At 67.8% G+C, this 19,347-nt stretch carries 21 protein-coding genes; 9 read left to right on the plus strand and 12 right to left on the minus strand.

Going from position 1 to position 19,347, the window contains the following annotated elements; translation table 11 throughout:
• Window position 1: 1 nt before the first annotated feature.
• A complete protein-coding gene (locus ACZ45C_RS09390; RefSeq protein ID WP_460558762.1) occupies window positions 2–1,897 on the minus strand; it encodes a 2-oxoacid:acceptor oxidoreductase subunit alpha in 1,896 nt (631 codons plus the stop codon).
• Window positions 1,898–2,060: 163 nt separating this feature from the next.
• Between ACZ45C_RS09390 and dph5 the strand changes: the two genes are divergently transcribed.
• From dph5 to ACZ45C_RS09405, 3 genes are all read left to right on the plus strand, one after another.
• Window positions 2,061–2,858, plus strand: coding sequence for a diphthine synthase (gene dph5, locus ACZ45C_RS09395; RefSeq protein ID WP_460558764.1), 798 nt, complete (start codon window positions 2,061–2,063; stop codon window positions 2,856–2,858).
• A gap of 78 nt (window positions 2,859–2,936) precedes the next feature.
• The gene (locus tag ACZ45C_RS09400) at window positions 2,937–3,320 is read left to right on the plus strand and encodes a CBS domain-containing protein (protein WP_460558766.1); all 384 of its coding nucleotides are present in this window, start codon (window positions 2,937–2,939) and stop codon (window positions 3,318–3,320) included.
• Between the two features lie 70 nt (window positions 3,321–3,390).
• Complete coding sequence (locus tag ACZ45C_RS09405; protein ID WP_460558768.1) at window positions 3,391–3,765, plus strand: CBS domain-containing protein; 375 nt, start codon at window positions 3,391–3,393, stop codon at window positions 3,763–3,765.
• A 26-nt stretch (window positions 3,766–3,791) separates the two neighbouring features.
• Here ACZ45C_RS09405 and ACZ45C_RS09410 read toward each other — a convergent pair whose 3' ends face one another.
• The 6 genes from ACZ45C_RS09410 to ACZ45C_RS09435 all read right to left on the minus strand — a co-directional run bounded on the left by ACZ45C_RS09410 (window position 3,792) and on the right by ACZ45C_RS09435 (window position 9,845).
• Window positions 3,792–5,039, minus strand: coding sequence for an MgtC/SapB family protein (locus tag ACZ45C_RS09410; RefSeq protein ID WP_460558770.1), 1,248 nt, complete (start codon window positions 5,037–5,039; stop codon window positions 3,792–3,794).
• A gap of 133 nt (window positions 5,040–5,172) precedes the next feature.
• Window positions 5,173–6,135 carry an archaeosortase A gene (gene artA / locus ACZ45C_RS09415; protein WP_460558772.1) on the minus strand — a complete coding sequence of 321 codons (963 nt, stop codon included), beginning with the start codon at window positions 6,133–6,135 and terminating at the stop codon, window positions 5,173–5,175.
• Window positions 6,136–6,244: 109 nt separating this feature from the next.
• Entirely contained in the window at window positions 6,245–6,697 is a 453-nt protein-coding gene (locus ACZ45C_RS09420; protein WP_460558774.1) for a transcription elongation factor Spt5, read from the minus strand.
• A complete protein-coding gene (locus ACZ45C_RS09425) occupies window positions 6,697–6,873 on the minus strand; it encodes a protein translocase SEC61 complex subunit gamma (protein ID WP_006628863.1) in 177 nt (58 codons plus the stop codon). The genes ACZ45C_RS09420 and ACZ45C_RS09425 overlap by 1 nt, the downstream gene beginning before the upstream one ends.
• A 191-nt stretch (window positions 6,874–7,064) precedes the next feature.
• Window positions 7,065–8,222, minus strand: coding sequence for a cell division protein FtsZ (gene ftsZ, locus ACZ45C_RS09430; RefSeq protein WP_460558777.1), 1,158 nt, complete (start codon window positions 8,220–8,222; stop codon window positions 7,065–7,067).
• Window positions 8,223–8,333: 111 nt separating this feature from the next.
• Window positions 8,334–9,845 carry a D-aminoacyl-tRNA deacylase gene (locus ACZ45C_RS09435; protein ID WP_460558779.1) on the minus strand — a complete coding sequence of 504 codons (1,512 nt, stop codon included), beginning with the start codon at window positions 9,843–9,845 and terminating at the stop codon, window positions 8,334–8,336.
• Window positions 9,846–10,004: 159 nt separating this feature from the next.
• Here ACZ45C_RS09435 and ACZ45C_RS09440 point away from each other — a divergent pair, with 159 nt between their 5' ends.
• The 3 genes from ACZ45C_RS09440 (at window position 10,005) to ACZ45C_RS09450 (ending at window position 12,658) form a co-directional block, all read left to right on the plus strand.
• Window positions 10,005–11,192, plus strand: coding sequence for a redox-regulated ATPase YchF (locus ACZ45C_RS09440; RefSeq protein ID WP_460558781.1), 1,188 nt, complete (start codon window positions 10,005–10,007; stop codon window positions 11,190–11,192).
• 91 nt (window positions 11,193–11,283) lie between these two features.
• Window positions 11,284–12,114: an amidohydrolase family protein gene (locus tag ACZ45C_RS09445; protein ID WP_460558783.1), complete on the plus strand. Its 831-nt coding sequence runs from the start codon at window positions 11,284–11,286 to the stop codon at window positions 12,112–12,114.
• Window positions 12,115–12,175: 61 nt separating this feature from the next.
• Window positions 12,176–12,658 carry a DUF371 domain-containing protein gene (locus ACZ45C_RS09450; protein ID WP_460558785.1) on the plus strand — a complete coding sequence of 161 codons (483 nt, stop codon included), beginning with the start codon at window positions 12,176–12,178 and terminating at the stop codon, window positions 12,656–12,658.
• Between the two features lie 18 nt (window positions 12,659–12,676).
• On the opposite strand, the gene ACZ45C_RS09455 is transcribed toward ACZ45C_RS09450, so the two are convergent.
• Window positions 12,677–13,228 (minus strand): DUF7122 family protein, encoded by a 552-nt coding sequence (locus ACZ45C_RS09455; RefSeq protein ID WP_460558787.1) that lies wholly within the window; start codon window positions 13,226–13,228, stop codon window positions 12,677–12,679.
• Window positions 13,225–14,190, minus strand: a complete 966-nt coding sequence (locus tag ACZ45C_RS09460; RefSeq protein WP_460558789.1) for an RsmB/NOP family class I SAM-dependent RNA methyltransferase — start codon at window positions 14,188–14,190, stop codon at window positions 13,225–13,227. Before ACZ45C_RS09460 ends, ACZ45C_RS09455 begins: the two co-directional genes overlap by 4 nt.
• Window positions 14,191–14,335: 145 nt before the next feature.
• Between ACZ45C_RS09460 and ACZ45C_RS09465 the strand changes: the two genes are divergently transcribed.
• Window positions 14,336–15,076 carry a proteasome assembly chaperone family protein gene (locus ACZ45C_RS09465; RefSeq protein ID WP_460558791.1) on the plus strand — a complete coding sequence of 247 codons (741 nt, stop codon included), beginning with the start codon at window positions 14,336–14,338 and terminating at the stop codon, window positions 15,074–15,076.
• A gap of 10 nt (window positions 15,077–15,086) precedes the next feature.
• Here the strand turns inward: ACZ45C_RS09465 and ACZ45C_RS09470 are convergent, their stop codons facing one another.
• Window positions 15,087–16,469 (minus strand): isochorismate synthase, encoded by a 1,383-nt coding sequence (locus ACZ45C_RS09470; RefSeq protein WP_460558793.1) that lies wholly within the window; start codon window positions 16,467–16,469, stop codon window positions 15,087–15,089.
• Between the two features lie 98 nt (window positions 16,470–16,567).
• The gene (locus ACZ45C_RS09475; protein WP_460558795.1) at window positions 16,568–17,182 is read right to left on the minus strand and encodes a sulfite oxidase-like oxidoreductase; all 615 of its coding nucleotides are present in this window, start codon (window positions 17,180–17,182) and stop codon (window positions 16,568–16,570) included.
• Window positions 17,183–17,391: 209 nt separating this feature from the next.
• On the opposite strand from ACZ45C_RS09475, the gene ACZ45C_RS09480 reads away from it, so the two are divergent.
• Window positions 17,392–17,607 (plus strand): DUF7120 family protein, encoded by a 216-nt coding sequence (locus ACZ45C_RS09480; protein ID WP_460558797.1) that lies wholly within the window; start codon window positions 17,392–17,394, stop codon window positions 17,605–17,607.
• Window positions 17,608–17,721: 114 nt separating this feature from the next.
• Window positions 17,722–18,000 (plus strand): UPF0058 family protein, encoded by a 279-nt coding sequence (locus ACZ45C_RS09485; RefSeq protein ID WP_460558799.1) that lies wholly within the window; start codon window positions 17,722–17,724, stop codon window positions 17,998–18,000.
• Between the two features lie 36 nt (window positions 18,001–18,036).
• On the opposite strand, the gene aspS is transcribed toward ACZ45C_RS09485, so the two are convergent.
• Complete coding sequence (aspS, locus tag ACZ45C_RS09490) at window positions 18,037–19,341, minus strand: aspartate--tRNA(Asn) ligase (RefSeq protein WP_460558801.1); 1,305 nt, start codon at window positions 19,339–19,341, stop codon at window positions 18,037–18,039.
• Window positions 19,342–19,347 lie beyond the last annotated feature (6 nt).

Below are 19,347 nucleotides of genomic sequence, written 5' to 3' on the forward strand. Positions count from 1 at the left end.
GTTAGTCACCTGCGGCTGGGACGAAGGTGGTCTGATGGCCGGACGCGTCGCCGTCGTCCTCGATAATGGCGGTCTCGAACCCGTCGACGATCTCCGCCGGCTCGAACGGGTTCCCGTTGTACTTCAGCAGGCTCGACAGCTTCTCGCCGTAGCGGCCGAGGTTCTTCTGGATGAGCCCGCGGAACTGTCCCGAGGCGGTCATCTCGACGACGAGCACCTCGTCGACGCTCTCGACGAACGCCTCGACCTGCTCGGTCGGGAACGGGAGCATGTCGGAGACGCCGTACGACTTCACGGAGACGCCCGCATCGTTGAGTCGTCCGACGGCCTCCTCGACGGTTCCCTGTTGGCTCCCGAAGGTGAGGATGCCGTACTGGGCGTCCTCGGGACCGGTGTACGAACCGGTGTCCTCCTGATCGAGGTCCGCGCGGATCGCCTCCAGCTTCTGGGTCCGCCGGTCGATCTGCGCGACGCGGTTGTCCGGCGACTCCTCGATGTGGCCGGTCGGGCTGTGCTCGTTGCCGGTCGCGAGGAAGCGACCGCCCTTCTGACCGGGGATGGACCGGGGGGAGACCCCGTCCTCGACGTCGTGCTGGAACCGGTGGAACTTCCCGTCGGCCGAGTGTGGCTCCTCGGCCAGCGCGTCCTCCGTCAGCGTCTTGCCGAGCGTCGGGTTGGGGTCGCGGTCGAAGTGGCTCTTGGGGACGTTGACGAGCTCGCCGCCGAGCTTCTGGTCGTACAGCAGGATCGACGGTATCTGGTACTCGTAGGCCAGCCGGAAGGCGATCCGCGACTGCGTGTACGCCTCCTCGACGGTCCCGGGCGCCAAGACGACGCGCTGGGAATCGCCCTGTGAGGTGTACAGGACGTGTTCGAGGTCGGACTGCTCCGGCTTCGTCGGCATCCCGGTCGAGGGACCGGCGCGCATGGCCTCGACGAGGACGACGGGCGTCTCCGTCATCTCCGCGAGTCCGAGCGGCTCCGACATCAGCGCGAAGCCACCGCCGGAGGAGCCGGACATGGCCTTGACGCCGGCGTGAGACGCGCCGACCGCGAGCGCGGCCGCCGCGATCTCGTCTTCGACCTGCTCCGAGATCCCGCCGAGTTTCGGCAGGTGCTTCGTCATGATAGTGAACACCTCGGTCCACGGCGTCATCGGGTAGCCGGCGATGAACCGGCAGCCCTCGTCGATAGCGCCGTAGGAGATGGCGTCCGACCCGGACATGAGCAGTTGGGTCTCGTCGTGTTCGCCCGTCGGGACGGTCACGTCGGGCGCGTCGATATCGTACTCCTCCTGGACCTGATTGTACGCGGTCTCTAGGATCTCCAGGTTCGGATCGAGGATCTTCTCCGGCATCGCGTCGCGCATGAGGTCCTCGACGTGCTCGGGGTCCATCCCGATCAGCGCGAGGGTCGCGCCGACACCGGCGGTGTTCCGCATCACTTCCCGGCCCATGTCACGGGCGAGTCCGCGGAGATCGAGCGGGTAGACGTGCCAGTTGTTCTCTTCGGCGCGCTCCTCGAAGTTCGGGATCTCGGAGGCGTCGAGCAGGCCCTCGTCGTACACGATGACGCCGCCCTCGCGAAGCTCGTCGAGATTCTCGGAGAGCGGTTTGATCTCTTCGTTCCCGTAGACGGATTCCTCCTGCGGGTTGCGAGCGAACGAGTCGCCGAGCGCCAGCAGGAAGTTGTAGCCGTCTCCGCGGGACTGTACCGGGTCCCCGGACGCGCGAATCTCGGTGTACGTGTGGCCCCCGCGGATCCGCGACGGGTAGTGGCGATGCGTGAAGACGTTCAGCCCCGAGCGCATCAGGGCCTTTGCGAAGTTCTGGCTCGTCGACGCGATCCCGTCACCGGATCCCCCCGATATTCGCCAGATGAGTTCATCATCAGTCATAGTGGTATGTGAGCCCGTGTAGGCCTCGTGGCTTGACTTTGTGTTGGTTACCTCTTAGTGCTTGCTATGGAATCACAAGGGACGATCGTGAAGAACCCGAAACGAGCCGCCGGCGGCGACGCGGTTCCGCACCCTTTTAGCCGCCGCCACACCGACCGAGGGCATGCTCACGTTCATCGGACTCGGCCTCTACGACGAGCGGTCGGTCACCGTCGAGGGACGCGAGGCGATCCGGGCGGCCGATCGCGTCTTCGCCGAGTTCTACACCAGCAGGCTCGTCGGCGCGGACGTGGCCGATCTGGACGCGTACCACGGCGTCGAGATCGAGGTGCGTCCGCGCGAGGGCGTCGAACGAGATCCGGGGCCGGTCCTCGACGCGGCCACGGACGGGGACGCCGCGTTCCTGACGGCCGGTGATACGATGATCTCCACGACCCACACGGACCTCCGACTCCGCGCCGAGGAACGCGGGATCGACACGCGCGTGATCCACGGCGTGACAGCGCAATCGGCCGCGTCGAGCCTCACGGGGCTTCAGAATTACCGGTTCGGCAAGGCGACGACGCTCCCGTTCCCGTACGCACACGGCGGCGACGACGTCCCACAGAGCGTGGTCGAGACGATCGAGGCGAACCGCGAGCGCGGGCTCCACACGGTCGTGTATCTGGACATCAAAGTCGGCACCGGCCCGACCGGTCTCGACCCCGACCACGAGGAGTACATGACCGCCGATGTCGCGGCCGAGCTGCTCGCCGACGGCTGGGCAGACGAGCTGGCGGTCGTCGTCGCCCGCGCGGGGTCGCCGGACGCCGTCGTCGAGGCGGATCGACTCTCCGAGCTCGCCGGCCGCGACTTCGGCGATCCGCTCCACCTGCTCGTGATCCCCGGCGACCTCCATCACGTGGAAGCCGACGCGCTCGCCGGGCTGGCGGGCGCGCCGTCGGAGCTGCTCGGGGAGTGAACGATCGAGGAACGGCCGAGTGCGTACCCGGATCCGCGACCCCACGTTTGATATTACTGGTTCACGTTACCGCGTCACATGGATACGACGACAGTCGAGGCGGTCATGTCGACGGACCTCGTCACGATCGGGCCGGGCGCCACGGCCGCCGACGCCGCGGCGCGAATGCTCGAAACCGGTGTGAGTTCGATTCTCGTCGTCGATGACGGGCGGCTCGCGGGACTGATCACCGCCACCGACTTCGTCACGCTCGTCCGGGAGAACGACCCCGAAGACGAGACGCCGGTCGACGCGTTCATGACACGCGACGTCGTCACTATCGGCCCCGACGACACGGTCGAGGAACTGGCCGAACCGACGGCGCACGGATACACACATCTACCGGTGACCGCCGAGAACGACGAACTGATCGGCATGGTCTCGACGACCGATCTCACCGCGTTCCTCTCGGCGGTTCGGTAGCAACGTGTGAACGGAATCCTCCGTTGCGCATTCCGGAAGAGTAATCAGATGTGATAGCACACGTCACAGCATGGACCTAAACGATCGGACCCGCGTCAGCGACATCATGTCGACGCCACTGGAGACGATCGGTGCGGACGAGCCGCTTCGGGACGCGGCTCGGCGGATGCACGCCGACGGGATCAGCGCGCTCGTCGTGACGACCGGCGGCGGCTGTATCGTCACCCAGAGCGACATCATCGGCGCGGTCGCCGAGGAGCGCGACATCGAGTCGACGACCGTCCGCGACGTGATGACCGAGAACGTCGAGACCGTGACGCCCGACCTCATGATGGAGGAAGTCGCGGCGATGATGACGATGTACGGCGTCAAACACCTCCCGGTCGTCGACGACGACTACGTCGGGATGGTCTCGTCGACGGACGTGGCCGAGCACCTCTCGTGACGACCTGACGAGCCGGTCGCACCGGGTCACAGGATCAACAGCGGAACGCCCGCGGCGACGCCGGCGGCGATCAACACGAGGTTCCAGACCAACACCGGTCGAACGAGTTCGCGCGCGACGCTCGCAGCGAAGGCCGTCTTCACGAGGATGCTCGCGACCGTTCCGGCGATCACGCCGGCGACCGCGGTGTCGACGGTTATCTGTCCGGTTCCGAGCAGTGACACCGCGGTCGCCGTCGAGGTCCCCGACGAAACCAGCCCCGAGAGGAACGAGGTCGCGACGAACCCGCCCGCACCGAACGCGCGCTCTGCGCCCGCGGAGGCGAGAAGCACCGCGAGGAACAACGCGCCGAAAGTGAGCGCGTTCTGCAGGCTGAACGGCGACGTGAGGTCGGTCTCTATCGGCGTCTCCCAGTCGCTCTGCCACACCGCCACGGCCACCCCGACGACCGTGATCGCCCCGAGGGGCACGCCGACGACGAGGGCCGCGTCCGGCACGAAGACCGCGACGACCGCCGCGTTCCGGAGCGCCATCGCCGCGTTCGCGAGCAGGATCGACCCGACGGCGATGCCGTGGAGGTCCGCGTGACCCCGCGCCCGCTTGGCCATCTCGGCGACGACCGCGGTGGAGTTCACGAGGCCGCCGAAGAAGCCGGTGACCGCGTAGCCGCGGCTCTGGTACCGCTTCACGAGCACGTAGTTCACGAAACCGATACCGCTGACCGCGACGACGAGCGACCAGACGAGCCGCGGTTGGATCGCCCCCCACGGATCGACGGTCTCCGCCGGAAGCAGCGGGAAGACGACGAACGCGAGGATCGTGAACTCGACGGCGCTCCGAACCTCCTCTCTGGAGAGCCCCCACGCGAACTGGTGTAGCTCGCGTTTCAACACGAGCAGCAGCGAGGAGAGCACGGCCACCGTCACCGCCTCGATGAAGAACTCGTTCGCGACGAGCGCCCCGACCCCGTACGTGACGAGCATCGAGACGGAGGTCGTGAGCGAGAGCCCGTCGACATCGGGCTCGACGAAGCTTCGGACCGCAAGCAGCACCGCGATCGCGACGATGAGGATCCCCCCGACGATCAGGAGCCCGTCGCTGCCGACGAGAGAGAACACCGCGGCCGCGAGGCTGATCAGCGCGAACGTCCGGATCCCGGCCGACTTATGAGACCACTCCCGCTCCAGTCCGAGGAACATCCCGAGCGCCGTCGCCAACACCAGCCTCGCGACGTTCGTCTGGAGGTACACGAGCGGGTCGACGGCGTCTACCACCGGCACCCCCTCCGTCGAGTCGCGACCCGGCGTCTGTCGGCCGCCGAGGCAGTACCGCGCATGCGCCGAACCACGCGACAGCGACGCCTATAACTTGCTATCACCACACTCAGCGCGTCGGACGCGCCTCCGTTCACCGGTTCGTCGGCTCTCGCGGGAGGTCGAGTGACTCGGTGAGGTCGTGTTCCTCGCCCGTGAGGAGGTAGAGCACGTCTTCGAGGACGACGACGAGCTCGGGCATCTGCCGCACCACGAGGAACGTTATCCCGACGAGCGCGACGACCGCGAGGAGCTGGCTCATGATCCGGTCGGAGATCAGAAATGAGACGCGGTACGGGTCGGTCGCGCCGAACATCGTCAACACGAGGTCCGGGTACCAGTGCATATACTGGTTGCCGGCGACGACGGAGATGAACGTAGTTCTGAGGATATTGAGGACGTAGATGAGCGGGAGCGACACCGCGAGCGCGCGGAGCTTCCGCGACAGCGGGGCCTCCACGGCGGCGACCAATCCGCCGAAGATGGCCATACTCCCGAGCCCCGTACACGCCAGCACGATATGGATGACGACAGTGTGGCCGTCCTCAAGCGTCCAAGAGTACGCCGCGTCGTATCCCTCGCTGCTCGTCACCGCTTCGGGCGCGTATCCGAGTAGGTCGATGAGCGCCCCCGTTTGGCTCGCGACGATCTCGATCAGCACCCGCCGCGGCTCCGGGACCGCCACACCGCCGACCGTGAACGCGGGGATCGTCTCGAACGGGAGGTAGATGAACAGCATGATCGAAATCGCTCGCGTGAGCGTGAAAAGGGACGCGCGGCCGCTGTACAACAGGTATCCGGCGTACACGCTGGCGGGAAATCCCACGAGTGCGAGGATCGACTCGACGTAGCTCTGGTGTTCGAACGCGAAGTACGGCACCGTCGACAGCCAGAACAGTCCGAACAGTACCCACGTCCCGGCTGCGAGCGTGCGACCGACCGCCAGTCCGCGGCTGTCGAGCAGCCACGCGGCGGCGAATAAGATCGCGACGATCCACGCGAACGTGAACGTGTCCGGGACCAGACTCATGATCGCCGGCACGCCGGGACCGAACATATCCGATTCGTCGGTCGTCGTCGGATAAAGCCCTTGTCGTTGCCGACGGTGCCTCGGGTATCGGAGCGCGGATCGCCGACGGACGACGGTCTACCGCCGTTCGGGTCGGTTAACGCTCCTCGCTGTCGAGCACGCGGATCTGGTCGCCGCGGACGGTGACCGGAATGGGGACGGTCGCTTCGTACAGCTCAACGGTCACCTGATCTTTGCCTTCGTCAATCCGCTGAACGCGAGCCTTCTCGCCCTTGAACGGACCGGCGATCAGCTCGACGATGTCGCCCTCAGCGATCCCCTCGACGTCGGGAGTCGGCGAGAGGAAGTGCTCGACCTCTGAGAAGGGACTCCGCGCCGGGCCGTCCGATCCTTGGATCACGCCACGAGCGTGCGGGATCTCGTCGAGGATTCGAGCGAACACGCTCCCGTCCGTGGCTTCGACCATCACGTAGCTCGTGAGTTGGTCGGGGGCGATGACCGCCTGAATCTCCGGCATCTCCTTTTCGGCGAGCATGTCGGCGACGGTCCGCTCCTGGCTCGCGGTGGTCTTGACCGAGAAGATCGGCATTACGCGCCGACCCCCGGCAGGAGGCTCATGATCGCGAACATCAGGAAGCCGATGAAGCCGATGAGGAGGATACCCGCGCCGGCGATCTTCGACACCTGAAGAAACTCGTCGGTGCTCGGCGTGCTCGCCAGCTTCAGCACCCGAATGTAGCTGTTGAGGTCGTACGGAACGTCCATGTTACGAGCGGCTTCGAGACGAGACGGTTTTTACCTTTTGATGACGGGCTGTCGGCGGATCGACGTCCGCCCGGAGAAATCGCGGGCGGAGGCGTCGGACAGCACGTCCGCCTCGGAGGGAACGCCCAGTTCGAAAATCGCTCGGTTCGAAAGACTCTATCTCGGTCGAGGGTCGGACCGTACGGCGTCGGTCACTCCACGTAGTCGATGTCTTCGACCTCGGACGCGCCCTCCGGCGCTTCGCCGTTGCGGCCGTAGATCTGCGGGGACTCCACGCCGGTCACGACGATCATCGTCCGCATCTCGCCTTCCAGATCGTCGTCGACGGAGGTTCCCCAGATGATCCGCGCGTCGGGGTCGATCCGGTCGTAGATCTCCTCGACGACTCCCTCGGCCTCCTCGATGGACATGTCGGTGCCGCCCGTGACGTTGACCAGCGCGGAGTTCGCGCCGGAGATGTCGACGTCGAGCAGCGGCGAGCGGAGCGCCGACTTCACCGAATCCTGCGCCTTCGAATCGGAGTCTGACTCGCCGAGTCCGATCATCGCGACGCCGCCTTTCTCCATGACGGTGCGAACGTCGGCGAAGTCGAGGTTCACCAGGCCGGGCATAGTGATCAGTTCGGTGATACCCTTCACCGAGCGCATGAGCACCTCGTCGGACACCTTGAACGCCTGTCGAACGGGGAGCTTCCCGACCGCGTCGAGCAGGCGGTCGTTGGGGACGACGATGACGGTGTCGCTCACGTCACGGAGGCGTTCGAGGCCGGCCTCGGCGTTCGTTCGGCGAACCTCGCCCTCGGCGGTGAACGGGGTCGTGACGATGGCGATGGTCAGGGCCCCCGACTCGCGGGCGGCCTTCGCGACCACCGGGGCGGAGCCGGTCCCGGTGCCGCCGCCGAGGCCGGCGGTGACGAACACCATGTCGGAGCCGTCGATCGCGTCCTGGATCTCCTCTTGGGACTCGATGGCGGCCTCCTCGCCGACCTGTGGGAGCGAGCCGGCACCGCGGCCCTGCGTCTTCTGCTGGCCCATGAGGATCTTCGTGTCCGCCTCGATGTTGACGAGGTGCTGAACGTCCGTGTTAGCGGCGACGAGCTTCGCGCCGTGGATTCCCTCCTCTGTCATCCGGTTGACGGTGTTGCCGCCGGCCCCGCCGCAGCCGACCACCGTGATGTTCGTCTGGAGGTCTTGGAGAACGTCCTGCAACTCGTCGTCGGTCATCGTCCCGGTCTGTGGCGGTGCACCGGCGGTTCCGTCGCCGGCGCCGGCATCGGTGCCGGCCTCCCCGGCGTCGTCGGCCGGGGCTTCCTCGGCTTCGTCGATGGCGTCCTCTACGATAGAGTCCATTATGTGGTGTGGTTGCGACCCGGACGTATTTATTTTTGCCCGATCGTCTGACGATGGTCGGACGAACTCCGCCGATCGGAGCCCGCCGTGCGGCCTTCGGCCGCGGGGTGATCAGGTGTGACGCTCGTCGGCTCCGGTCGTCGCGGTCGAAAAACGGTCGACTCGCGTCCGCGACACGTCCGCCGGCTCGATCGTCTCGCCGTCGACGGCGACCGGCTCACCGTCGGCGAGCCGCCCGAACGCCGGCCCCTCCGGGACGCCCCGATCGGCGGCGAGCGACGGGTCGAAGGCCGTCTCTCGCGCGACGACGGCCGTCGGTTCGGCGGCGGTCGGCCCGACGTCGACCGCGTCGCCGACCTCGATATCCGAGCCGCACTCGACATCCGCGTTGACCTCGACATCCGCGTCGCCGTACTCGATATCGACCGCGTCGTACCGGCGCTCTAAGACGGTCGCGAGTTCGGCGACGAGGTCGGCGTATCCGGGCGTCTCGGTGCCGGTCGCGAACGCACATCGATCGACGGCTCGCGTCCCGGCCTGATCGGTCTCGAAGGCGACGGCGGTCGCCTCGACCGCCGCGCGGGCCGCAGCCGAGTCTACACCCTGGGCCCGCGACAGCAGTGCCGCTGGCAGCTCGCGGACTCGGATCGCGTCGGGACCCGCCGACGCGGGAGTGACCTCGCCGAACCGGAGCCCGTCGTCGACCGTCGCGAGATCGGTCTCCAGCCGCTCCACGAGCGCGAGCGGCCTGTCGCCGACCGTCCGGACCCACGTCTCGCTCACGACGCGGTAGCCGAGGTCGTCGATCACCGACGAGAGTGCGGGCCTGTCGCCCTCGACAACGGCGAGGTCAGCCCGGCTCCGCTCGAAGGCCCGTTCGATCACGTCCCGGTTCGCGTCGGGCGCGCCCATCTCACCGAGGGACCAGTCCGCGCCGACGTGGCCGACCGCCCACGCTGTCTCGCGAACTATCCGCGTGAACCGCGGGGCGTAGTGGCCGCCGCCGAAGCCGACGACGTGACGAGGGTCTGCCTCCCCGTCACCGGAGCCCGACGCGTGTAAGTCCGGCCCCGTCCCCCGCAGATCGAGGACCGCTCGCGCGACCGCGCGGGCGGCGTCCGTGTCCCTCCACTGCGGCTCGTCCGAGCCGAGTTCGACGAACAGCGAGGGGACCGACACGTCCGTCGGCCCGTGGTGCGTACACTCGATCCCCACATCGTACCCCGCCGGCGCGTGCGTCGCCAACGCTGCGATCACACGCTTTTCCGCGCCGGGCGCGGCCCGTGAGAGCGTCTCCGGCTCCCCGCCGTACGGCGCGGGACCGAAGTTCCCGGTGACGTGTGCGGTCAACAGCTCGCCGCTGTCCCCGGAGTGCCGAGAGACGAATACGAGGAACTCCGGGGCTTCGCCGTCCGTTTCGAACGCGTCCGTCGGGTCGTCCAGATCGATGTGGAGGCCGTCGAACTCGCGAAGCTCGAAGCCGTCGGTTCGATAGTAGGCGCCGCCGCCCGCCGCGTCGGGGCGCGCCGTGTCCTCGCGAGACTCCCAGTCGCCGATCGAAAGCAGCTGCTCTCCGATGCGTACCGAGGCGCTGTCGGCCCGACTCACGACGATCGCTATCACGCCCGCCGCTCCGGGGGCGGCACCCGAATAGCCGTCGGTTCGCCAACGGGGGCGACGCGCGCAGGCGGACGGAGGTGACGCACGCAGGCATGACGGAGGTGACGCGCGCAGACGGGCGACGACCGAAAGGCGCTTTTCGCGGGCCCGCGAGCCTCGGGTATGATCACGGTCGCGCTGGCGGGGAAGCCGAACGCCGGCAAGTCCACCTTCTACACCGCCGCGACGATGGCCGACGCCGACGTCGCGAACTACCCGTTCACGACGATCGACGCCAACCGCGGAGTGACTCACGTCCGGACCGAGTGTCCCTGTCTCGACCGCGATGAGCGCTGCGGCAACGAGCGCTGTCGCGGCGGCAAACGGTACGTCCCGATCGAACTCCTCGACGTGGCCGGGCTCGTCCCGGGCGCGCACGAGGGAAAGGGCCTCGGAAATCAGTTCCTCGACGAGCTGACGAACGCGGACGTGGTGGTGAACGTCGTCGACGCCTCCGGGGCGACGAACGCCGAGGGCGAGCCGGTCGAGCCCGGGAGCCGCGACCCGCTCGACGACGTCGACTTCATCGAAGAGGAGATGGACCTGTGGCTCACGGGGATCGTCGACCGCAACTGGGAGAGCGTCGAGCGCAAGTCGCGCTCGCCCGAGTTCGACCTGGAAGCGGCGCTCACGGAGATGCTCACGGGGTTCGGCGCGAGCGAACACGACGTGACGGCGGTGCTCCGCGGACTGGACTACCCCGGCGACCCGAAGGCGTGGACCGACGGCGACCGAGAGACGCTGGCGCGGGCGGTCCGCCGCCGGACCAAGCCGATCGTCGTCGTCGCAAACAAGGTCGACGCCGCGCCGGCGGGCGCGATCGACCGCATCCGCGACGGGACCGACAAGCCGGTGATCCCCGCGACCGCGGACGGCGAGCGCGCCCTTCGCCGCGCCGCCGAGGCCGGCGTTGTCGACTACGATCCGGGCGACGAGACGTTCGAGACCGTCGGCGACGTCTCCGAGAGCCAGCGGGCGGGACTCGACGCGATCGCCGACGCGATGGCCGCTCACGGCGGGACGGGCGTGCAGAGGGCGCTGAACTCGGCCGTCTACGGCCTCCTCGATCGGATCACGGTGTACCCGGTGCAGGACGCCTCGAAGTGGACGGACGGCACCGGGAACGTCCTCCCCGACGCGTTCCTTTTGCCCGCCGGCTCGACGCCGCGAGACCTGGCGTACGCCGTCCACACCGACATCGGCGAGGGGTACCTCCACGCGGTCGACGCGCGCTCCTCTCGGCGGATCGGAGAGGACCGAGAGCTGTCGGAGGGAGACGTGATCAAGATCGTCTCGACGGCGGGGCCGTGACCCGCCCCGGAGGCCCGAGGCGTCGGGTGCGCCCTCCGTGCGATCGATAGACACATCCGGTACCGGAGAGAGGGGTCGGTAGACACCGGTCATGCTGGGGCTCGAACACGACTTCCGGATCGTCGACACCCGGGCGACGCTCGATCCCGACGAGTCGTCTGTCGCGACCCACGGACGGGACATCTCGCCGGAGCGGCTGGAGCGGGAGATGCTTCAGGCCGGGATCGTCCGCGCCGTCGCGAGCCCCGGCCAGCGCGCACCCGGTCGGAGCTACCTCCGGGCGAACAACGCCGTCGCGCGCCTCTCCATCGATCGCCCCTTCGTCGCGTTCGCTCGCCTCAACGGTCCGCGGGACGCCGGGACCGGCCCGATGTCCGTCGTTCGCAACCTCCGCGCGGAGCGCGAGGACCACCACGCTCGCCCGGACGACGTCGAGCAATACTCCTACGACGACCGATTCCACGGGTTCACGCTCGCGCCGTCCGTCGACGGGCTCCCGAACGAGGACGTGTTGACGCGGCTGGAGGAGGCGGACCTTCCGCTCATCGTCCACGCCGGGAAGCGGTTCCCGCCGGCGGCGGTCGAGACGGAGCTGCTCGGCTACGACCTCCCCGTGGTGCTCGGGAGCTTCGGCGGCCACCCGCTCGACGCGGACCTGATGGGCGAGACGCTCGACCTCCTCGACGAGCACGACCGACTGTACGTCGACACGACCGCCGTGCGCTACCGCGAGGTGCTCGAACGCGGCATCTTGGAGCACCCCGACCGCGTGCTGTTCGGCTCCGGCGCGCCCGACGCGCACCCGAACGTCGGCGTGATGGAGGTGCTCACGCTCGACGTCTCCGAGGACCTGATGCGCCGGGTGTTCGCGAAGAACCCGGTACGGCTGGTGCCCGCGCTCGCCGAGGGCGCGGACGTCTGACCCGAACGACTCCCGACCCGAGACGGTAGCCACTTGTCGTCGCATCGCCGACTCGCCGTCAATGACCGACGCCGAACCCCCACACGTCGAGGTCGTCCGCGCGACCGGTCACGAACACGTCACGGCCGAGCACGCGAGCACGGTCGAGTTCACCACCGACGACTGGCTCACGCCCGCGGGCGACTGCATCGTCGGCGTCGCGGCCGACCGCGCCCCGCGAGACTTCTCGGCCGAGTTCCGGGAGGCGTGCCGAGACGCGGACGCGACGATCACGGCAGAGATCGCGGTGGGATCGCCCGACAGCGAGACGGTCGAACTCGACGAGACCGTCCACTCGGAAACTATCGTCGGCCGCGGCGACCCCGAGTTGACCCTCCTCGACGACCGCTCGATGGTCGGCCGGACGAGCGCGTACACCGACGACGAGCGGACGATGTTCGTCGAGGGTGACGCCGCGGCCGGCGACCTCGACCGCGACCTCGTCGCTGCGCTCGCGGCCGGCGCACCGGCGGCGCTACGGCTGACGGTCGAGCCGAGCGAGTGACCGCTTCCGCGTCGAGCGTCACTCGACGACCGGCAGGTCAGCCCGGCTCCCCTTCGGCACGACGGAGCGAAGCTCGTCGTAGAGGTAGAGCCCGACGCCGATCGGGACCCGTTCGCCGGCGATCTCGCGGGTCGCGATCAGGTATCCCCAGTCGCCGTCCCACTCGGGGAGGTCCTGATCCTCGCCGGCCGCGAACCGGGCGGCCCGTTCGGGGTCCAGTTCGATCACGTTTCGCGTCGCGTGTGCGCCGAACCGCGACACCGCCCGGCCGGTGGGTTTCCAGTGCTCCTGTCGCGTCCGGAGGAACGTCATTCCGACCGCCTCCACCTCGCTGGGATCGGTCGCCTCCCCGTTGAATATCCATATCTTCCCGGCCCCCTTCTCCCAGAAGCTGTACCCCTCGAAGACGTCAGGTCCGATCCCGAACCGCTCTCGCCACCAGTCGAGCACCTCGGCACGGCTCGCGCGCCCCTCGACCACCCGGTCCGCCGGCGTCTCGGGGAGCCGGTCGAACCGCTGGCCGTCGTTGGTCGGGTCGACCGGCTCGTCGCCGTCGCTGCGGTCGCTCACGCCGCCACCTCCGTCTCGTCGACCGGCTCGTCGCGGCCGTCACCGTCGGGATCTCCTCCGTCGACCCGAAGCTTCGCACAGAAGAACCCGCCCGTGTCGTTTCGGTGCGGGTAGATCCGCTTCGCGCGGGTCACGGACTCGTCGTAGGTCTCGCCCTCCCACTCGGTGACGCCCGGATCGGTTTCGAGCGGGAGGTCGAACTCGACTATCTCACACGCCTCGTTCGCGAGGACGTGGTCGAGGACGGCCTCGTTCTCCTCGGGCGCGAACGTGCACGTCGAGTAGACGACGGTGCCGCCCGGACGGGTCGCCTGCACGGCGCGCGCGAGGATTCCCTTTTGCACCCCGGCGACGCCGTGGACGTGGTCCAGCGTCCACTGGTCGAGCACGTCCGGGTTCTTCCGGCAGGTGCCCTCACACGAGCAGGGCGCGTCGACCAGCGCGCGGTCGAACGCGTCGAACGCGAGCGGCTTCAGAGAGTAGTTCCGCGCGTCCTGATTCGTGACGACCGCGTTCGTCACGCCGAGACGCTCGGCGTTGTGCCGCAGCGCCGAGATCCGCCCGAGGCTGTTGTCGTTGGCGACGACGGTCCCCTCGTCGTTCATGGCGTCGGCGATCTGGGTCGTCTTGCTTCCCGGGGCCGCACAGGCGTCCCAGACGCGCTCTCCGGGTTGCGGATCGAGCGCGAGCCCCGGGAGCACGGAGACCTCCTCCTGTCCGTGGGTCCAGCCGTGGACGTACGGCCAGTTCCCGCCGGGGTTCCCGTCGGGGAGCCGAAAGAGCCCGTCGTGCCAGTCGACCGGCTCGTAGGCCACCCCCTCCTCCTCGAACGCCTCGCTGACGCGCGCCGGCGAGGCGGCGATCCCGTTCGCGCGCACGACCGACGGCAGCGGGCGGTCACACGCCGCACGGAACGCGTCGACGTCGTCGACGAGCGACTCGTACCGGTCGAGCGGATTCATGGTCCGTGTTTCTCACCGGGGCGTTAGTCGGTTTCGGGACGGGCCGACGTGCGTTCGGCGGAGCGACCTCCGGCGTGACGGGAAACGCGTCCGAACCTCAGCATCCCGCCCCACCTTTAGGTCGGTCGGCGACGTACCGCCGCACATGGCGCGCATCTCCGTTCTCGACGACGAGGTATCGCTGTCCGAACCGACTCTCGTGGAGGGGTTCCCCGGCGTGGGGCTCGTCGGAAAGATCGCGACCGATCACATGATCGAGGCACACGAGATGGTCCACTACGCCAACGTCCACTGCGACGGCCTGCCGCGGGTGGCGGTGTACCGCGAGTCGGACCCGGCGGTGACGACGCCGGTGCGGCTGTACGCCGACCCGGAGCGCGACCTCATCGCGCTCCGCAGCGACGTTCCGGTCCACCCGAACGCGGCCACCGAGGTCGCGAACTGCCTCGACGGCTGGTTCGACGAGACGGAGGCGTTTCCGGTGTTCCTCTCGGGGCTCGGGCGCGAGAAGGGAGAAGAGCCACCGGCGCTGTACGGGATCGCGACCGGCGACGGCGGCGACGCGCTGTCGCGTGCGACGGTCGACGACCCCCCGGAGTCGGGACTCGTCTCCGGGCCGACCGGCGCGATGCTCGCGGCGTCGCTGGAGCGCGGCCGCGACGCCGTCGGGCTCATCGTCGAATCCGACCCGCAGTTCCCGGACCCGGAGGCCGCTCGGGTCCTCATTCGGGACGGCATCGACCCGATCGCCGGGACCGAGACGCCGACCGACGGCCTCGTCGATCAGGCGACCGAGATCCGCGACGCGAAACAGCAGCTCGCAGAGCAGATGCGACAGGCGAACGAGGAGAGTTCGCAGGCGGAGCCGCTGAAGATGTTTCAGTGACGGACGCGACCTAGTCGTCGCGCTCGCGTCCCGTCCCTCCGCCGGACCCATCGACTCCGTCCTCCAGCTCGTCGAGGATGGGACGGTACTTGAGCTGGACCTCGTCCCACTCGCGGTCGGGGTCGGAGTCGGAGACGATCCCGACGCCGGCGAACAGCGTCGCGCGGCGGGGACGCGCGACCGCCGACCGTATCGCGACCGCGAACGCGCCGTTGCCGGCGGCGTCGATCCAGCCGACCGGCGCGGCGTACCACCCGCGGTCGAACGGCTCCGTCTCGCGGATGGTGTCGAGCGCTCGATCCGGGGGGAGCCCGCCGACTGCGGGCGTCGGATGCAGCGCTTCGACCAGTTCGAGGACGTGGCGGTCGTCGCCGAGCTTCGCAGTGATCGGAGTGTGCAGGTGTTGGACCGTAGCGAGCCGTCGGACGCGTCGATCTCCGGCCGAGATCGAGGCCGCGAACGGTTCCAGCTGCTCGCGGACCGTCTCCGCGACCAGCTCGTGTTCGTGGACGTTCTTGGTGTCAGCGAGTAGCTCTCGCGCGAGCCACTCGTCCTCTTCGGGGGTCTCGCCGCGGCCGGTGGTGCCGGCGAGCGCGTCCGTCTCCACCGTCCGGCCACGCAGCGCGACCAACCGCTCGGGGGTCGCGCCGAAGAAGGCGCTCCCCCGGCTGTCACCGTCGGGCTCGAAGTAGTACCGGTGACAGTCCGGGTACTTCTCGGCGAGTCGATCCAGCGTCGCCGCGCGCGGGAACGGGGCAGACAGCTCCGCCTCCAGCGCCTGCGCGAGCACGACCTTCCGTAAGTCGCCGCCGCGGATGCGGTCGACCGCGGCTTCGACGCCCGTACGCCACGCCTCGCGGCTCGTGGTGCGGTGGCTCGTCGATATCCCGGGACGCGGGGGCCGCTCCGCGGTCGTATCGAGGCCAGAAAGACGAGCGACCTCGGATTCGAGGCGGGATTCGACGTCGGGCACGGACGCGTCCGATCCGGTCGCGTTCACCGTCAGCCAGACGCCGTTGTCAGCGAACGTCACCTGCACGCGCGGGAGCACGAACCGAGCCTCCGGAAACGGCTCCCACGGGTCGCCGTCACAGCTTCCGTCGTGGAACGCGAAACCGCCGAACACGCGGGGACGGGCGGCCTCGGTACCGGCGTGCACGTCTCCGGAGTCGAACAGGTCGGTGGCGGCGGTGCGGATCTCGGCGAACCGGTCGACACCGCTTCCGGTCAGCGTCGCGGCCGTTCCGCTGCCGAGCACCAGCGCGTCGTCCGGCGCGTTCCACGTCGTCCGCGGGGCCGGAAGCGCGTCGAACGCCGCCGCGAAGGCCGGCGCGTCGATCTCGGTCGTGCGGCTGACGAGCGACGGCGACGTCGTCGAACGCGCCTGTTCCATTGCGCCGAAGTCGGGGCCGAGGAACCTTTATCCTGACTATCGGGGGAGTCGCTCCGCTCGGCGACCGAGATACGAGCGACCGAACCGCGGCGTGTTCGCTAGCCGTACCGCTCTTCGTTCCAGGGGTTCGCCGTGTCGCTGTAGCCGCGTTTCTCCCAGTAGCCGAGCGCCTTCTCGGTGAGGAACTCGACGCCTGTCACCCACTTCGCGCCCTTGTACGCGTACTTGTGGGGAGTTACGACTCGAATAGGCCCGCCGTGGTCGGCCGGCAGGTCACCGCCGTCGTAGCCGTGCGCGAACAGCACGCCCGGCTCGGTGCACTCGTCGAGCGAGAGGTTCGTCGTGTAGCCGTCGAGCGCGTGGAACATGACGTGTTCGACGTCGTCGTTGAGGCCGGCCCGCTCGGCGATCTCAGCGAACTCGACGCCGGTGAACGTGCAGTCGAACTTGCTCCAGCCGGTGACGCAGTGGAAGTCCTGTCTCTGGGTGACGGCCGGGAGGTCGCGGAACTCCGCGAGCGAGAACGAGCGGGGCTCATCGACGGCACCCCACACCTCGAAGGCGAACGACTCCGCGTCCCACGGGGGGGTCTCGCCTTTCGAGAGCACCGGGAAGCGGTCGGTCTCGCGCTGTCCCGGTGGGAGTCGGTCGTCGCCGTACTCCCGATAAAGCCCGGTGAGATCCGTCGCGTCGTCAGCCGCAGTACCGGTCATGCGACCCGGTTAACGGGGCGCGCACCTATCGGTGTCGTTCGACACCGTGGGAGACCAAAAATATCACTTCAGGCATGGTTGTTCTGAAATATCGAACCTGAGTTAGAAATATTCAAACAGAAATTTTAGAATATTCTGTGTTTGGTTTCTCATATCCGTATCTTCGACGCCACATTTATATACCCATTACCATTACTCCCGGACAGAAAATGCCACGAGTGGAGATAACTGTGCCGGAGCATCTGGAAATGCAGATCGCCCAGATGGTGGAGCAGGGGGAGTTCCTCAACCGAGAGGAGGCGGTCGAGGAGCTGCTTTCGACGGGTATCAAGGCGTACAAGACGAGCGGCCCGCGAGACGACGAAGAGTCGGGCGGCTTCGAGGACGAGGGGATGATGGGCCACGAAGACGAGTACGTGTTCTGACCGGGACGGCGGCGTTTCACTGCGTATGTCCGGGGGGCCGCACTGGCGACGGACGAAAACCGTGCGCACGCCCCTCAACAACGCTTAAAAGGACAAGGACCCGTATTTGAGGGTATGCACAAAGACGAGCTGCTCGAACTCCACGAACAGATGGTGACGATCATGGAGCACTTCCGCGACCACGAAACGGTCGACAGCTCGCTTTTCGATCCGTACGACGAACTCGACGTCGACCCGTCGCACGTCCATAAGTCCAAGAGCGAACACAAACACGCCGTGTTCGTGCTCGGCAACGCCCTCGCGAACGCGATGAGCGAAGACGAGTTCTCGCCCGCCGGTCGCGTCGGCAAGCGGATGGAAGAACTCGCCGACGACGCCGAAAACAAGATCTGAACCGCGCGTCGACAGACGGCCGCGCTCGACCCTCGCTCAGGGCTCCAGCCGGTTCGGATCTCGGGGGAACATGATCGCCTCCTTGATGTTCGAGAGGTCGGCGACCTTCTGCACCAGCCGATCGATACCGAGACCGTAGCCGCCGTGCGGCGGCGTGCCGTAACTCAGCGCCTCGATGTAGAACTCGAAGTTGGCCGTCTCGACCCCCTCCGCCTCCATGACCTCGACCATGCGCTCGACGTCGTGTTCGCGCTGCCCGCCCGACGACAGCTCCTGTCCCTTGTAAATGAGGTCGAACTTCCGGGAGGCGATGTCGTCGTCGTCGACGTCCTGCATGTAGTAGAACTTCTCGTCGGGGTAGCCGACGACGAAGAACGCGGGATGTCCCTGTTCCTCGAAGTGCTCGCCGAGCAGCTTCTCTCCTTTCGTGTCGAGGTCGGTGGGATCGTCCGGGAAGTGACCGTATTCAGTCTCCAAGATGTCGAGCGCTTCGTCGAAGGTGATCCGTGGGAAGTCGTCTTCGGGCACCTGCAGGTCGACGTCGAGCAGACCCAGTTCGCGCTCGGCGTTCTCGGCGACCGCGCGGAGCGCGTACCGCAGCGACTCCTCTTGGACGTCCATCACGTCGTCGTGGTCGTCTATGTACGCCAGTTCGACGTCGAACATCGCGATCTCGGAGACGTGTCGGGAGGTCGCGAAGTCCTCGGCGCGGAACGCGGTACCGGTCTCGTAGACGGCCTCGTAGCCCGACGCCATGAGCATCTGCTTGTACAGCTGCGGGCTCTGCGAGAGGAACGCGTCCTGGTTGTAATAGAGGATGGGGAACAGCTCCGCGCCTCCCTCTGCTCCGCCCTTCGAGATGAGCGGCGTCTTGATGTCGACGAACCCCTCGTCGTCGAACCACTCCTCCATCGCCGTGATAAGCTTCGAGCGCAGCGTGAACACGGCGAGCGTCTCCGGTTTCCGGAGGTCGAGCGCGCGGTTGTCGAGCCGCGTGGAGAGGTCGACCTCGATGTCCTTCGAGATCTCCAGCGGAAGCGGGGAGCCCGCCTCGTCTATGACCTCGTACTCGGTCGGCGCGATCTCGACGCCGCCGGGCGCCTGATCGCTCTCCAGCGGCTCGCCGACGACGCGAACGACGTCTTCGGCGCCGACGTCTTGGACGGCCTCGAACAGGTCCGGCTCGCGCTCCTCCTTGAAGACGATCTGGATGAGCCCCTCGCGGTCGCGCACGATGAGGAAGACGAGGCCGCCCAGATCGCGGATCTCGTGGACGTGGCCGGCGATGGCGACCTCGTCCGCGTCCGGTTCGACAGCCGACGTGTGGATACGCTCGATCATGGAGAC

The organism is Halorubrum pallidum (genome assembly GCF_055380345.1).

Excerpts from the sequence above, each read along its gene's own strand:
- ACZ45C_RS09460 (WP_460558789.1), bottom strand. The coding sequence starts at position 14,190 with ATGAATCCGCTCGACCGGTACGAGTCGCTCGTCGACGACGTCGACGCG.
- ACZ45C_RS09470 (WP_460558793.1), bottom strand. The coding sequence starts at position 16,469 with ATGGAACAGGCGCGTTCGACGACGTCGCCGTCGCTCGTCAGCCGCACG.
- ACZ45C_RS09400 (WP_460558766.1), top strand. The coding sequence starts at position 2,937 with ATGGATACGACGACAGTCGAGGCGGTCATGTCGACGGACCTCGTCACG.
- ACZ45C_RS09450 (WP_460558785.1), top strand. The coding sequence starts at position 12,176 with ATGACCGACGCCGAACCCCCACACGTCGAGGTCGTCCGCGCGACCGGT.
- ACZ45C_RS09405 (WP_460558768.1), top strand. The coding sequence starts at position 3,391 with ATGGACCTAAACGATCGGACCCGCGTCAGCGACATCATGTCGACGCCA.
- artA (WP_460558772.1), bottom strand. The coding sequence starts at position 6,135 with ATGTTCGGTCCCGGCGTGCCGGCGATCATGAGTCTGGTCCCGGACACG.
- ACZ45C_RS09465 (WP_460558791.1), top strand. The coding sequence starts at position 14,336 with ATGGCGCGCATCTCCGTTCTCGACGACGAGGTATCGCTGTCCGAACCG.
- ACZ45C_RS09480 (WP_460558797.1), top strand. The coding sequence starts at position 17,392 with ATGCCACGAGTGGAGATAACTGTGCCGGAGCATCTGGAAATGCAGATC.
- ACZ45C_RS09485 (WP_460558799.1), top strand. The coding sequence starts at position 17,722 with ATGCACAAAGACGAGCTGCTCGAACTCCACGAACAGATGGTGACGATC.
- aspS (WP_460558801.1), bottom strand. The coding sequence starts at position 19,341 with ATGATCGAGCGTATCCACACGTCGGCTGTCGAACCGGACGCGGACGAG.
- ACZ45C_RS09425 (WP_006628863.1), bottom strand. The coding sequence starts at position 6,873 with ATGGACGTTCCGTACGACCTCAACAGCTACATTCGGGTGCTGAAGCTG.
- ACZ45C_RS09475 (WP_460558795.1), bottom strand. The coding sequence starts at position 17,182 with ATGACCGGTACTGCGGCTGACGACGCGACGGATCTCACCGGGCTTTAT.
- ftsZ (WP_460558777.1), bottom strand. The coding sequence starts at position 8,222 with ATGGACTCTATCGTAGAGGACGCCATCGACGAAGCCGAGGAAGCCCCG.
- ACZ45C_RS09390 (WP_460558762.1), bottom strand. The coding sequence starts at position 1,897 with ATGACTGATGATGAACTCATCTGGCGAATATCGGGGGGATCCGGTGAC.
- ACZ45C_RS09445 (WP_460558783.1), top strand. The coding sequence starts at position 11,284 with ATGCTGGGGCTCGAACACGACTTCCGGATCGTCGACACCCGGGCGACG.
- dph5 (WP_460558764.1), top strand. The coding sequence starts at position 2,061 with ATGCTCACGTTCATCGGACTCGGCCTCTACGACGAGCGGTCGGTCACC.
- ACZ45C_RS09440 (WP_460558781.1), top strand. The coding sequence starts at position 10,005 with ATGATCACGGTCGCGCTGGCGGGGAAGCCGAACGCCGGCAAGTCCACC.
- ACZ45C_RS09420 (WP_460558774.1), bottom strand. The coding sequence starts at position 6,697 with ATGCCGATCTTCTCGGTCAAGACCACCGCGAGCCAGGAGCGGACCGTC.